Raw genomic sequence first — 13684 nt, forward strand, 5'->3', positions numbered from 1 at the left:
GGTCGATCGGAGGCGTCGACACAGCTCAGCTGGCTTGCAGCACGAGCGGCTGGCCTGGATCCGGAGACAACGGCACGCTGTCACGTTGCAGCAGCCACGACGCAATGTTGTGGAACAGCGGCGCAGCGGACTGGCCACCGCCACCGTCGACACCACGTACCGGGGCGTCGAGCATGATCCCGACCACATAACGGGGATTGTCGGCTGGTGCAACACCCGCGAAGGTGATCCAGTACTCGGACTGGGAGTAACACTTGCACTTCGGATCGACCTTCTGCGCGGTCCCGGTCTTACCCGCGACCTGGTAGCCCTCGATCCCCGCGGATGCGCCTGTCCCCTGCTGGACCCCCATCGGGTCGCGCTGGGTGACCGCTCGGAACATGTTGCGCAGCGTGGCAGCCGTCTGCTCGCTGACCACCCGAATTCCCTCGGGTGCTTGCTCTTCGGTGCGGTCGCCGTCGGAGTCGACCTTCGCGCGCACGATGCGCGGCGGGACTCGCACACCGTCGTTCGCGACCGCCTGGAACATCGCGGTCATCTGCAGCAACGTCATCGAAAGACCCTGCCCGATAGGCAAGTTCGCGAAGGTCGAACCGGACCACTGTTCGCGGCTCGGCACGTAACCCGCACTCTCGCCAGGCAAGCCGACATCGGTGCGCTGGCCGAGCCCGAACTTCGTCAGCATGTCCGCAAACCGAGTCTCACCGACACGTTGCGCAAGCATCAGCGTTCCGACGTTGGACGACTTACCGAAAATTCCGGTCGTCGTATACGGCTCGACGCCGTGCCCCCACGCGTCGCTCACAGTTGTGCCCGACATCCTGATGCTGCCCGGAACCTGAAGCACCTCATCAGGATTGGTGACGCCGTACTCGATTGCCGCTGCAGCGGTGACGATCTTGTTGACCGAGCCGGGCTCGAACGGTGACGTCACCGACAGGTTGCCCATCTCGGCGTTCTTGTTGTTGCCGACACCTTTGGACGGATCGAAGGTCGCGTCGTTCGACATCGCAAGCACTTCACCGGTAACGGAGTCGAGAACGACCGCCGACGCGTTCTGCGCACCGGACAGATCCTTCGCCTGCTGGACCTGCTGTTGCACGTAGTACTGCAGGTCGGCGTCGATCGTGAGTTCGACACCCGAGCCGTTGACCGCTGGTTGTTTGTCCCGCCAACTGCCTGGAATCACAGCGCCGTCGGAGCCACGGTCATAGGTTTCGGAACCGTTGGTGCCTGCGAGCGAGGAGTCGAGCGAGGATTCCAAACCGAGCAGACCGTGCCCGTCCCACCCTGTCGCGCCGACGATGTTCGCGGCGAGCGAGCCGCCCGGGTACTCACGAATGTCTTGACGCTCCAAGCCGACCTCGGGAAACTTCTCCGAAATCTCCGTTGCCACAGCGGGATCGACGCCACGTGCCAGGTACACGAACGAGTCGGAACTCTTCAGACTCGCAAGCACGTCCTTTTCGACCAAACCGAGCTTGTCGTGCACCAACTTTGCGATCGCCTTCAGTCGATCGTCGACCTGCGGCGCGGTCGGATCCTTCTCGTGTGCCTTGGTCAGCTCGTCACGGACCCGAGTCGGCTGGAACGTCAACGCTTTTGCCTGCATCGTGAATGCGATCGGCTTGCCGTTGCGGTCGGTGATCGCTCCGCGCGTCGCCGGATCGACGAGGGTGGTGGTCCGCTGGTCGGCGGCCTGAGCGGACAATTCCGCCGCAGAGAAGCCCTGCACCCACAACAGTTGCACAGCCGCAATTCCCAAGGCCAAGAACATAACTGTGCGACCGACACCGAATCGATAGCGCATGGCCGACTGCTTCTTGGACCGGTTGTTCGCTTGTCTGTTGGTGGACACCGGGCGCGCTGCGGTCACTCTGCCGAGGTTGGCACGACGGTCCGCGGTTCGACGGGGATCGGTCGCCCTGCGGTCGCCGGCCGAGCGTGGCGAGCGATGCGGCGGGCGACTCACCGCGGCCCCGCATCGGCGGGCTGCGGACTGATCGTCATGGGTACCAATTGTTCACCCTGGGCTTGTACCTGAGGACTATTCGGAGTCTGCGGCGTGGCGCGTACGGGGGGTGCCGTGCCAGGTGGAGTTGCTGCGGGTGGTGTCGCTGCCGGAGGTGCCGTCGCGACAGGCGTGCGGTTGGGCACGGTCGGTACGCCGGGACGCACCTGTGTCGCACCCGGCGCCGGGGCGTTGAGCAGCGGAGCCGGCGCACCCTGGGCGGGTGCGGGCGTTCCGACGACAAGGACGCCGCCGTCCGGTGCGACAACAAGTTTCGCCGGATCCTTCGCGGGAATCATGCCGAGGTCGCGCGCCTTCGCGGCGAGCTCGGGTGGCGAATCGTTGCTCTGCACTTCCTTCTGCAACGCGTCACGCTCCTGCGCGAGCTTCTGGTTGGCTTCACGTGCCGCACTGAGCTGATAGCTGTCCTCGGCCGCCCGTGTCGTCAGCAGGAGCGTCATCATCAGACCGACGGACAGCATTCCGATGATGGTCGCCACGAACGGAATTCGCGCCGCGAACGCGCTCGATCGCTTCGGGAGCACACCGGTTGCCACATCGTCACCGAGTACGGCTACGGCACGCTGCTGGCGGCGTTCGTACGCGCGGGAGGCAGCACTCGACCGACCGGCCGACGCGTCGGCCTTCTTGCCGCCGCTGCGCTTCGCCAGCACGCCGGAGCCCGACTTGTCCTGCTTCGCAAGACCTTTGCGATCCACGCCTGTTGCCTCGCCCCGCGACTTCGTGCCGCGAGACTTGGCTTTTCGAGAATCGGTGCTTCTAGCTGCAGTTCCAACACTCATGCCGCCGACCTCCTGGCAATCCGTTCCGCAGCACGCATGCGCACCGGAGCCGATCTCGGGTTTTCGTCTATTTCTTGTTCGGTTGCCCGTTCCGCGCCGCGGGTCAGCAGTGCGAATTCGGGCCCCATACCTGGTAGCTCGACCGGTAGACCGGCGGGTGTTCGTGACACGACCCGTGGTGCAAGGGCTTGTTTGACCACGCGGTCCTCCAGTGATTGGTAGGACATGAAGACAATTCGACCGCCGACCCTCAGCGAATCGAGCGCTGCGGGTATCGCTGCCTGCAACGAATCGAGTTCGCCGTTCACCTCGACGCGTAGCGCCTGGAAAGTCCGCTTGGCAGGGTGACCACCCGTGCGACGGGTCGCGGCTGGAATCGCGTCGTAGAGCAGTTCGACGAGCGCCGCACTCGTGGTGAACGGCTTCTCCTTGCGGCGGCGCAGCACCTCCGAGGCGATGCGGCCTGCAAAACGTTCCTCGCCGTAGGTCTTGAGTACCCGCGCGAGGTCGCCGTGACCGTAGGTGTTGAGGATGTCGGCGGCGGTTTGTCCGGTGGTCGGGTCCATCCGCATGTCGAGCGGAGCGTCTATCGAGTACGCGAAGCCACGGTCGGCCTCGTCGAGTTGCATCGACGAGACACCGAGATCGAAGAGGATCGCACTTACCGACTCGGTCGGCGGGAGACCCGCCTGGTCCAGAGCGTCGACGATACCGTCATAGGTGCTGTGCACCAACGTGATTCGATCCCGAAATGGAGCCAGTCGAGCGGCAGCCAACTCGAGCGCTGCTGGATCGCGATCGAGTCCGACGAGGCGCAGTTCGGGATAGCTACGGAGAAAATGCTCCGAATGTCCGCCGAGGCCGAGGGTGGCGTCGATCAGAACGGCTCCGTCGACGTCTATACCGTCGACGCGCAACGCCGGTCCGAGAAGGTCGTCCGCGCGGTGCAGGAGTACCGGGATGTGCCGCGTGTTGCCGGCTGTGTCGGATCCGGTCGGGCTGCCCGCATTCTCGTCCCCCTCCACGTCGCGGTCCACCTTGTCCTCCGGGTCGTGCACGCTGACTGTCGGCCGCTACGTGGGTGCGAATGCTTCGGGGTCCCTGTCCGATTGGGGAACCTGGCGCTGGGGAAGTGCGTCAGGGTCCCGGTCGGGCAGAGGCCTCGCGGCACTCGCCTTCGGGTCGTAGGCGGGCTACAGGATCCCGCCGAGCGACTCGTGGATTCCTTGCGAGTAGTTCTCTTCGCTGCGCGCGGTGTATTCCTCCCACGCTGCTTTGTCCCAGATCTCGAGGAAGTCGAACGAACCCGAGACAACACAGTCCTTTGTCAGGCCTGCGTAGGTCCGGTGAGCAGACGACAACGTGATCCGACCTTGCGCGTCGGGATGCTGCTCATCTGTTCCCGATGCCAGGTTGCGAACGAATGCGCGAGCATCCGGATCGCTACGAGGTGCTGCCGAGGCTCGCTTCGCAAGCTCCATGAACTTGTCGCGGGGGTAGACGGCGAGGCTGTGATCTTGCCCTTTTGTCACCATCAACCCTCCTGCCAACTCGTCACGGAACTTAGCGGGCAACGTAAGCCGCCCCTTGTCGTCGAGCTTTGGCGTGTAGGTACCGAGAAACACTCGACACCTCCCACTGGATCACCACGGCTCTCCGCTGAGCACCACATTACCCCACTTTCCCCCACATTCAATGACCACTAGAGAGTTTCTTCTCGGGCGCGGCGACAAACCTGCAGTTCAGTTGGCATAACCCCAGGAAACATCGCAATTCGACAGCTGGTGTCAGCGCGTCCCATGCGGCCCCGGGACGGTCGATTATCGGGCTCGAGGCGGCCCAAAACAGCGTTCGGGTGGGATTTGTGGTGCTCGATGCGCCCAGTGGGGCGAAGTGGAGAGGCGGGTGGGGCAAAGTGGGGGCGGCCCTGAAATCAGTACCGGCACCCCACCCACCCGGAGCAAATGTCACATTGGTACCCGCATGCGGGACCGATGCCACATCCGCTCCGCAATTTCCGCCGACCTCGGGGCGTGAGGGGTCCTCTCACGCCGTCGGCCGGGGACAAAGGACCCCTGACACCACCGCCCAGCGGACGTGGACCGGACGCACAAAAGGCGCCGCACCTTTCGGTACGACGCCGTTATGCGTTGCTATGGCAGAGAGGTGGACCCGAAGGTCCGATTCCTACTCTTGTTCGAATCTGCGGCGGAAACGGTCTTCCATCCGGGACGCGAAGCCACCGGATTTGCGGGGACCACGCGACTTACCTGGACCGGAGGGTTTGGATCCGCCTCCCCCGGTGCCGGTAGACGTATCGGATCCGCCGTTCGGTTGAGCCTTGCCCGATCCACCGAGCAGGAGCAACACTCCTGCTCCGAACATCACCAGGAAACCAACCAGGCTGATGATCGGGAAGTTGCCCGGCCGCAAAATCGGCAGAGCTACGCCAGTCACGAGTAGTACGAGCCCTAGGGCGAACAGAGCGATTGCTTGCAGACGACGGCGACTTGTCGCCGCTCGCATCCGACCAGCTTTCACGGTCGACGCAAACTTGGGATCCTCAGCATAGAGCGCGCTCTCGATCTGATCGAGCATGCGCTGCTCGTGCTCGGAGAGTGGCACGGTACCTCCCCCGGCACTAGAAACTGTCGACGTCTGTGTGCAAAGACGACGAATAGCCGACTTTCGCGGCTACCTATTCACCATGATACGAGGTGAATCTACGTGGGACCACCTACTCGGCAAACGACATGTCAAGAATTGACGCACCAGACCGGCAGGTATCCAATTCGGACACCCGCATCGAAGCCGTCGCAAACCCGTTATCAGCACGTCGAGCGGCCTTCATCGGCTCGTCACGACCTCGAAACATCCCAAGAATCTGCTCAGGCAGAAACTTCGGTGTCCCAGTCCGGTGCCGGGCGTAGCCGTCCCCCGTCGCCCACCGCGTCCTCGACGTCGTGCAAAAACGCACCGACGCGGGTGTAGAAGTCGTCCGCCTCGGCAACTGTGACATCACGTGAGAGACCAGCTTCCAACGCAGCCCTCGTTGCGGAGTGATCGGCGAAGTAGTCGGCCCACATCACGAACTCCGGGGCCGCGCGGGCCATCAGGACCCAGGCGCTGCGCGACCGCTCGCGGGTCGGCTTGGCCGGTGCGCTGCCGGCGAGAAGCGCGGCAGCGCCGCGGAGCGCAGCGAGATAGGCAACCTGGAAGCGCTCTCTCGGATCGTCTTCGCCGACTGCATCCATCAACAGGCGATCAGCACGCTCCAGCAGGACCCGCGGACCTCGCGTGTTCCCGGGACCGTGGGTTAGCTTGGTCCGAGCAATCTGACCAGCCATGTCAATGACCTCCTCGCTATCGGCCGGACAATCAAGAACCGAGAACCGTTCGCCCGACGACCCGGCGAAACCCGCTTCCCACGGGCATTCGCCGGATCAACGGCGTCGAACATTCATTCGACGGTTTGAATATAGATCGACCCACCGACAAGTTCGCCAATCGACAAGTCGCCGACAGAAAAGGGTGAAGGCAGTGGAGATCGACCCCGCCATCAACCCAGCGGACGCTCCCGTCGTCGTCGATCTGTCCGCAGCCGACGTGCGAGCGAGACTGCGCGAAGCCTTGGCGATCTATGTCGCAGCCATGGAGTACCCGCGCGGAACCGAACACCATCGCGCACCCATGTGGGCCGAACATATTTCGCGGCCGGGGTGGCGTGCTGTCGGCGCGGTACTCGCCGACCCGAACTCGCACGCGAATCGAGACTCACCACTGGTCGCCGTTGCCTACGGCTACCGCGGCGCACCGCATCAGTGGTGGCATCAGCAGGTCCACGACGGCATGCGCCGATTCGGTTGGACGGAGGAAGCCACGCTCGCGATGCTGTCGAGTTATTTCGAACTCACCGAACTGCACGTCCACCCCGCCGCGCAGGGACACGGTCTCGGCGAGGCCATGTTGCGACGACTCCTCGACGTCCGCACCGAACGAACGGCACTGCTCTCCACTCCCGAGGTCGACGGCGAGAGCAACCGCGCCTGGCGGCTGTACCGCAGACTCGGCTTCACCGACGTCGTCAGGCAGTTCACCTTCACCGGCGACAGCAGGCCGTTCGCTGTGCTCGGCAGGCCACTGCCGTTGCACCTGGCTGCGCACACGCTGCGGACGCCGCTGACGACCGATCCGGCCCCGCCACTGTGATCGACGTCGTCATTGTCGGCTCGGGACACAACGCTCTCGTCGCCGCGTGTTATCTGGCCGAAGCGGGCTGGTCCGTCGAGGTTCTCGAACGCGACACCGTCTTCGGCGGTGCCGTATCGACGGTGGAACGCTTTCCTGGACACCGCGTCGATCGTGGCTCGTCGGCGCACATCATGATCCGGCACACCGGCATCCTCGACGAGCTCGACCTGGACGCACACGGCCTGCGTTATGTCGACTGCGATCCATGGGCCTTCGCGCCTGCCGGTGCCGACGGCGCTCCCCCGATCGTCTTCCACCGAGACCTCGACCGCACCTGCGAATCGATCCGCGCCGCCTGCGGAACGAGCGATGCCGAGAACTACCGCAGCTTCACCGCCGACTGGGCACCACGAAGCGCTCGGGTGATGCGCGCATTCGGCGGACCGCCGACCGGCCCGAAACTACTGCGCTCGTTCTGGGGACTCGACGTCGGACCGAGCCCGAGCGAACTCTCCCGCCAGTTCCTCACCTCGGGAAATGCGTTGCTGGACGCCACTTTTCGCAGCGAGCGACTCAAGGCCGCACTCGCCTGGTTCGGCGCCCAGTCCGGACCGCCGATGTCGGAGCCGGGTACGGCACCCATGGTCGGGTTCGCCGCTCTTATGCACACACTGCCGCCGGGCAGGGCGGTCGGCGGCAGCGGCGCACTGACCGAGGCACTTGCGTCGAAGCTGCAGGCGGACGGCGGCACCATCGTCGGCGGTGACGCCGTCGTCGCACTGCGCCACGCTCGCGACGGTTGGCACGCCGAGACCGCGAACGGACGTTCCGTCCACGCCCGCCGCGTCGTCGCGGGATGTCACATCTCGACGACCCTCGACCTGCTCGAACGCGGCGGCCACGACCCGACGGTTCTCGACAGTTGGCGCAGACGTATCCGGGTCGGGCCGGGAATCGGTATGGTCGTTCGACTGGCGACAAATGCGCTCCCTCGCTACTCCGGAGCCGACTCCGTCGCGGAATCGACGTCGGGCCTGCAGCTCCTCGTCGCCGACCGAAGTCAGTTGCACCTCGCACACGGCGCCACCCTGGCAGGGGAATTGCCGCATCGCCCAGCTGTTCTGGCGATGAGCTTCAGCGGCATCGACCCGTCCGTCTGTCCCCCGGGCCAGCACCAGGTGTCACTGTGGTCGCAGTGGCATCCGTACGCGCCGAGCGGTGGCCGGAACTGGGACGACCTCGCTGAGGGCGAAGCCGACCGGATCGTTGCCGAGGTCGACGCTGTCGCACCGGGCTTCGCAGCATCGGTGCTCGACCGGCACGTGCAGACACCGAAGGACCTGGAACGCGAGATGGGCTTGCTCGGGGGCAACATCATGCATCTCGACATGTCGCTCGATCAGATGATGATGTGGCGACCGATCCCCGAACTCTCCGGACATCGCGTTCCCGGCTCGAAGGGCCTCTACCTGACGGGCGCGTCCACACACCCCGGCGGTGGGGTGAGCGGGGCAAGCGGTCGAACAGCAGCACGACTCGCGTTGTCCGACGCACGACTACCGTGGCGGCGGAGATGACACTCACACAGCGAATTCCGGCCGGTCTCGCGGTGGCGACCATCGCCGCGCAGATCGCGTACCCGCTGACCAACGGCGACGTGCGAGATCAGGTGACGATGACAGTCGTCGCACTGTTCGCCTCGACGTGCCTCGGGCACGCCGTGCTCGTGCGTGGCACCGCGTGGACCCTCGGCTTCCTGGCATGCACGGGCGGACTCGGGCTTGCGGTCGAAATGCTCGGCACAGCAACGGGTTTCCCGTTCGGCCCGTACGACTACGCGGTCGGCAGGCTCGGCAACACGGTCGGCGGGGTCCCCCTCGCGGTCGCGTTGGCCTGGACGGCAGGGATTTACACGGTGTGGACCGTCGCGACGATATTGTTCCGCCGCAACGGATTACAAATTCTCGCGACCGGCTTCGGCGCGGTCGGTTGGGACCTCTATCTCGACCCGCAGATGGTTGCCGACGGCCAGTGGACCTGGCACTCCGAGATAGCTGGCCTACCGGGACTCGGACACATACCCGTCACCAACTATCTGGGCTGGTTCGCTGTCGCCGTCACGATGGCATTTGCGATCTCACGGCTCCCCCGCTCCGACGTCCCGGACGTCCCCGACCGAATGCTTGCGGTGCCAATCGCACTGTTCGTGTGGACCTGGCTCGGCTCCGCGCTCGCTCACGCGGTGTTTCTGTCCGCACCGGAACTGCGCTTCTCCGCGATCTACGGTCTTGTCGTCATGGGTGTGCTCGGCGTCCCGCTGCTGGCACGTATCGCGCCCGAGGTCGCAGCTCGAGTGACCAGCTATGCCGAACTACGAGTCCACGCACCCAAGAATCGCTGATCGCCGCCGGTCGGAGCAGTTCGGGCGAATGTCGATGACGCGACGACGGCGCTCGGATGGCAGGATGACCTCTGTGCCGCTGACTTCGAGGGACTCCACACGCGGCCGCGTACGTCGCGTCGCCGCTCTGACCATGCTCGCGCTGCTCGTTCCGCTGCTTGCGGGCTGCCTGCGCGTCCAGGTCTCGATGGGCGTTTCCGCCGACGATCGCGTGTCCGGCCAGATCGTCGCCGCGACGGTGCCGAAAGACGAAGCCGACAAGGGTCCGCAGCTGGAACCGCCGGAGTCACTCGAATCGAAAGTCCGTGTGCAGGAGTACAAGCAGGACGGCTACGTCGGCAGCCAGGCCTTCTTCCAGGGACTGTCGTTCGGCGACGTGCAGCAGCTCGGTCTGATGTCGGATCAGAGCGCGGGTGCGTTCCAGTTGCAGCTGCAGCGCAGTGGCGACCTCGTGACATTGACCGGCAAGGTCGACCTGAAGTCCGTTCCAGCACAGGGCACCGACGTGCAGTTCACCATCGCCTTTCCCGCCCGCGTCGCAACGACGAACGGCACGAGGGAAAACGACTCGATCGTCTCGTGGAAGCTGCCACCCGGTGAGGTGACGACGATCCGCGCAGAGGTCAGATACTCGGATCCGAACACCCGCAGCTTCGCAGGCTGGGCGGGAATCGTCGGCGGCGCGACACTCGGCGTTGCCGCGATCATCGCCGCGCTCGCCTACGTCACCCGCGATCCGAGGCCTAGGCCGGGCGGCGGCGGTGCCGCCGCGGGCGGCCTCTCGTTGCCGGGCAAGCTCTCGGGCAAGCTGGGCGGCCGCAAGAAGGAAGAGCAGACCGAAGACGCGTGAGGGTAGCGCGGCTCGGCACAGTTCTCGCCGTCGCCGGAGCGACGGTCGCCGTGTACAACCGGTGCACCGTCGGGCAACTGTGTTCCGGGCGAACGACGTCGGAGCCTGTGACGGTGTGCGTGCCCGCCCGCAACGAAGCACAGCGCCTGCCGGAACTGATCGGTGATCTGCGCGCACAGACCGGTGTCGCTGCGTTGCGCGTGCTGATTCTCGACGACAACTCCACCGACGACACCTACGCCGCCGCTGTTGCCGCGATCGACGGCGACACCCGATTCGCACTGCATCACAGCGAAGCAGACCCCGCACCTGGCTGGACGGGCAAGTCTGCAGCATGTTCGACACTCGCCGATCTCGCTGAGAGTTCACAAGGTGCCGATGCAGGCACCATCGTGTTTCTCGACGCCGACGTCCGGCTCGAACCTGGCGCGCTCGCGGCAGCCGTCGACGAATCGAAACGGTCCGGCGTTGCGCTGCTGACCGCGTGGCCTCGACAGGACGCGCTCACCCCGACCGAACGTCTGATTCAGCCGCTGCTGTGCTGGTCGTGGGCTTCGACGCTGCCGATCGTGCCGTCGCAGCGGTCCCTGCGTCCGTCGATGGCTGTCGCCTGTGGGCAGTTTCTCGTGTTCGATGCCGCGTCCTATCGCGCGGTCGGCGGCCACAGCGCGGTTGCCGCAAGCGTCACCGAGGATCTCGATCTGGCCCGCGCCATCCGCCGCGCAGGCATGCGAACCTCTGTCGTCGGGGCCGGTTCGCTTGCCCGCTGTCGGATGTATCGAACCTCCGACGATCTGGAGCAGGGCTACGAGCGCTGGCTGTGGACCGCATACGGTTCGGTCGCAGGCAGTGCCGGGGTCGGCGTCTACGCGGTGCTGGCCTATCTGATTCCGCCGCTCGCAGCGGTTGTCGGCAGCGAGCGCCGGTGGGGACTGATCGGGTACGCCGCCGCCGTCGCAGGCAGGGTGGCTGCCCGATCGACCGAAAGCGGCGGGACGCCGACGACGACCTTGCCGGACGCCCTGCTGCACCCGGTGTCGGTGCTGCTGTATCTACGGTTGACCTGGCGTTCGCACCGGTCGCGGCGACGCGGCACGCTCGCCTGGAAGGGCAGGGCGCTAAACGTGGGTGACAGCGAGACCTAGGTTGGCCAACACTTCGCTCGTCGCACGAGCAAAGTTCAACGTGATGAAGTGCAGCGCCGGTGCGCCCTCGGCGATCAGACGCTCGCCCATCTTGGTGGCGACGTCGATGCCGACCTCACGTACGGCGGCCCGATTTTCCTCCGGCCCGTCGCCCGCGGCGGCAGCGAGGCGTGCCTCCAACGCCGGCGGAAGCACAGATCCGGACAACTCGACCATCTTGCGGACCGAGCGCAGCGACGTGATCGGCATCAGCTCGGGGATGATCGGCTTGGCGGCCTGCTCGGCGTCGAGCAGTGCGACCCGATCACGCAACCGCAGGTAGTGCTCGACGTCGAAGAACATCTGGGTTATCGAATACTCCGCGCCCGCACGCAGTTTCGAGACCAGGAACTTGGTGTCGTGCGCGAGATCGGGCGAACGATGGTGACCCTCGGGGAACGACGCGACGCCGACGTGGAAGTCACCGAGATCACGCACCAGCCGAACCAGTTCGTCGGCATATTCGACGCCGTCGGGATGCTTGCACCACTCGCCCATCGGATCGCCGGGCGGGTCGCCGCGTAGCACGAGGATGTTGCGAATGCCGCGGTCCGCGTATGCGCCGACCATCGATCGCAGCTCGTCGACACTGTGCGATACCGCGGTCAGGTGTGCGACCGGCAGCAGCGTCGTCTCCTCGGCAAGCTGGCCGGTGACGCGAACAGTGCGGTCGCGCGTCGATCCGCCCGCGCCGTAGGTCATCGATACGAACGCCGGTTGCAGCCGCTCGAATTCGCGCACAGCTCGCCAGAGCCGCGCCTCTGCGGCAGCGTCTCGCGGTGGGGAGAATTCGACGGAGAACGGCACTCGGCCGCCCTCGTCGGTCCGCAATCGGTCCACGATCGAAGGCGTTCGGGATACCCAGCCCGCGCTGTCGCGGCCCCGGACGGAATCGAATGTCACCGGGCAAGCATAGGTGAGCCGGCTCGGAGTGCAGGTGTGGCCGGGCTCGTCGGCTCACCCCACTATGGTTGGGATGCACCCGCACCCGAGATCGTTCTCGGCCGATCTGGGAGGTAGCACTGTCCACCGGAGTTGTCCCGATCTCGACCGAACCCGCAGAACTTTCCGCCGCATTCGAGTCGGCTCTGCGCGCATTCTTCGCGTCGCGGCGGGAGTTGATCGATCCGGTCGGCGGCGATTTCGCAGCCGCGGTGCGCCACCTCGAAGAGTTCGTCCTGCGGGGCGGCAAACGTATTCGGCCGGCCTTCGCCTGGACCGGTTGGCTGGGTGCCGGTGGCGATCCGGCAGTCGACCCGGTCAGCGCCTCCGGTGTCCTACAGGTCTGCGCGGCACTCGAACTCGTGCAGGCCTGCGCGCTGATTCACGACGACATCATCGATTCCTCGCACACCAGGCGCGGCTTCCCGACCGTTCACGTGACCTTCGCCGATCGGCACACCTCGCACGGTTGGTCGGGTGAAGCGGCACAGTTCGGTTCCGCTGCCGCGATTCTGCTCGGCGATCTAGCGCTGGCCTGGGCGGACGACATGGTGCGTGAAGCGCAACTCGACCCGGCTGCGGTCGCTCGGTTGGCTCCGGTCTGGTCGGCGATGCGCACCGAGGTCCTCGGCGGTCAGTTCCTCGACATCGCCGGTGAGGCGAGTGGCGACGAAAGCGTCGAGGCCGCGCTCCGCATCAATCGCTACAAGACCGCGGCCTACACCATCGAACGGCCACTGCACATCGGAGCGTTGCTCGCCGGTGCCGACGCATCGCTCATCGAGGCATACCGGACGTTCGGTACCGATATAGGCATCGCGTTTCAGCTGCGTGACGACCTGCTCGGCGTCTTCGGCGACCCCTCGATCACCGGTAAACCGTCCGGCGACGACCTGCGGGAAGGCAAACGCACGGTGCTCTACGCCGTCGCCCTGCAGTGCGCCGACGCGAGTGCGCCCGGTGCGGCGCAACGGCTGCGCGACGGGATCGGCACCGACCTTTCCGATACCGAGGTCGACGACATCCGCAGGACACTGATCGATCTCGGCGCTGTCGACGACGTCGAGCATCGGATCGGCACGCTCACCGCTCGAGCACTCACCGCGTTGGACAGCAGCAGCGCGACGCCACCGGTCAAAGACCGCTTGCGGGCGATGGCGTTGGCGGCGACGTCGCGCAATTCCTGACCCGGCGCCCGGCCATCGCGAGGCAGAAGCGTGGTTTTCGCCCGCTAGCTACTAAACTCGGTACCCGACCGGACACTTCCACGGCCAATGCGGCCTGCGCACCTTCAGGGGAGGA

Annotated in this window: 13 protein-coding genes; 6 read left to right on the forward strand and 7 right to left on the reverse strand. The window is 65.6% G+C overall.

What is annotated here, in order from left to right; all coding sequences use genetic code 11:
* Nucleotides 1-25: 25 nt before the first annotated feature.
* The 6 genes from JGU71_RS22875 to JGU71_RS22900 all read right to left on the reverse strand — a co-directional run bounded on the left by JGU71_RS22875 (nucleotide 26) and on the right by JGU71_RS22900 (nucleotide 6161).
* The gene (locus JGU71_RS22875) at nucleotides 26-1810 is read right to left on the reverse strand and encodes a peptidoglycan D,D-transpeptidase FtsI family protein (RefSeq protein WP_199706944.1); all 1785 of its coding nucleotides are present in this window, start codon (nucleotides 1808-1810) and stop codon (nucleotides 26-28) included.
* A gap of 158 nt (nucleotides 1811-1968) precedes the next feature.
* Nucleotides 1969-2814 (reverse strand): cell division protein FtsL, encoded by an 846-nt coding sequence (gene ftsL, locus JGU71_RS22880; protein ID WP_233529932.1) that lies wholly within the window; start codon nucleotides 2812-2814, stop codon nucleotides 1969-1971.
* Entirely contained in the window at nucleotides 2811-3839 is a 1029-nt protein-coding gene (gene rsmH, locus JGU71_RS22885) for a 16S rRNA (cytosine(1402)-N(4))-methyltransferase RsmH (protein WP_307829817.1), read from the reverse strand. Before rsmH ends, ftsL begins: the two co-directional genes overlap by 4 nt.
* Nucleotides 3840-4007: 168 nt before the next feature.
* Nucleotides 4008-4439 carry a division/cell wall cluster transcriptional repressor MraZ gene (gene mraZ / locus JGU71_RS22890; RefSeq protein WP_199706811.1) on the reverse strand — a complete coding sequence of 144 codons (432 nt, stop codon included), beginning with the start codon at nucleotides 4437-4439 and terminating at the stop codon, nucleotides 4008-4010.
* A gap of 562 nt (nucleotides 4440-5001) precedes the next feature.
* Nucleotides 5002-5439 (reverse strand): SCO2097 family morphological protein, encoded by a 438-nt coding sequence (locus JGU71_RS22895; protein WP_199706812.1) that lies wholly within the window; start codon nucleotides 5437-5439, stop codon nucleotides 5002-5004.
* A gap of 263 nt (nucleotides 5440-5702) precedes the next feature.
* Nucleotides 5703-6161 carry an SAV_6107 family HEPN domain-containing protein gene (locus JGU71_RS22900; protein WP_307829799.1) on the reverse strand — a complete coding sequence of 153 codons (459 nt, stop codon included), beginning with the start codon at nucleotides 6159-6161 and terminating at the stop codon, nucleotides 5703-5705.
* 199 nt (nucleotides 6162-6360) lie between these two features.
* Between JGU71_RS22900 and JGU71_RS22905 the strand changes: the two genes are divergently transcribed.
* The 5 genes from JGU71_RS22905 (at nucleotide 6361) to JGU71_RS22925 (ending at nucleotide 11401) form a co-directional block, all read left to right on the forward strand.
* Nucleotides 6361-7023, forward strand: a complete 663-nt coding sequence (locus JGU71_RS22905) for a GNAT family N-acetyltransferase (protein ID WP_307829818.1) — start codon at nucleotides 6361-6363, stop codon at nucleotides 7021-7023.
* Nucleotides 7020-8582 carry a phytoene desaturase family protein gene (locus JGU71_RS22910; RefSeq protein WP_199706813.1) on the forward strand — a complete coding sequence of 521 codons (1563 nt, stop codon included), beginning with the start codon at nucleotides 7020-7022 and terminating at the stop codon, nucleotides 8580-8582. Before JGU71_RS22905 ends, JGU71_RS22910 begins: the two co-directional genes overlap by 4 nt.
* On the forward strand, nucleotides 8579-9406 hold the full coding sequence (locus JGU71_RS22915; protein WP_199706814.1) for a carotenoid biosynthesis protein: 828 nt from the start codon (nucleotides 8579-8581) through the stop codon (nucleotides 9404-9406). Before JGU71_RS22910 ends, JGU71_RS22915 begins: the two co-directional genes overlap by 4 nt.
* 64 nt (nucleotides 9407-9470) lie before the next feature.
* Nucleotides 9471-10256, forward strand: coding sequence for an LppM family (lipo)protein (locus tag JGU71_RS22920; RefSeq protein ID WP_233529933.1), 786 nt, complete (start codon nucleotides 9471-9473; stop codon nucleotides 10254-10256).
* Nucleotides 10253-11401: a glycosyltransferase family 2 protein gene (locus tag JGU71_RS22925; protein ID WP_199706815.1), complete on the forward strand. Its 1149-nt coding sequence runs from the start codon at nucleotides 10253-10255 to the stop codon at nucleotides 11399-11401. The genes JGU71_RS22920 and JGU71_RS22925 overlap by 4 nt, the downstream gene beginning before the upstream one ends.
* Here JGU71_RS22925 and JGU71_RS22930 read toward each other — a convergent pair.
* Nucleotides 11375-12343: a methylenetetrahydrofolate reductase gene (locus JGU71_RS22930; protein ID WP_199706816.1), complete on the reverse strand. Its 969-nt coding sequence runs from the start codon at nucleotides 12341-12343 to the stop codon at nucleotides 11375-11377. The two genes, JGU71_RS22925 and JGU71_RS22930, sit on opposite strands and share 27 nt — an antisense overlap.
* A 68-nt stretch (nucleotides 12344-12411) precedes the next feature.
* Here JGU71_RS22930 and JGU71_RS22935 point away from each other — a divergent pair, with 68 nt between their 5' ends.
* Nucleotides 12412-13569 (forward strand): polyprenyl synthetase family protein, encoded by a 1158-nt coding sequence (locus JGU71_RS22935; RefSeq protein WP_372433217.1) that lies wholly within the window; start codon nucleotides 12412-12414, stop codon nucleotides 13567-13569.
* Nucleotides 13570-13684 lie beyond the last annotated feature (115 nt).

Origin of the sequence: Antrihabitans stalagmiti (genome assembly GCF_016482825.1) — a bacterium.
Classification (GTDB): domain Bacteria; phylum Actinomycetota; class Actinomycetes; order Mycobacteriales; family Mycobacteriaceae; genus Antrihabitans; species Antrihabitans stalagmiti.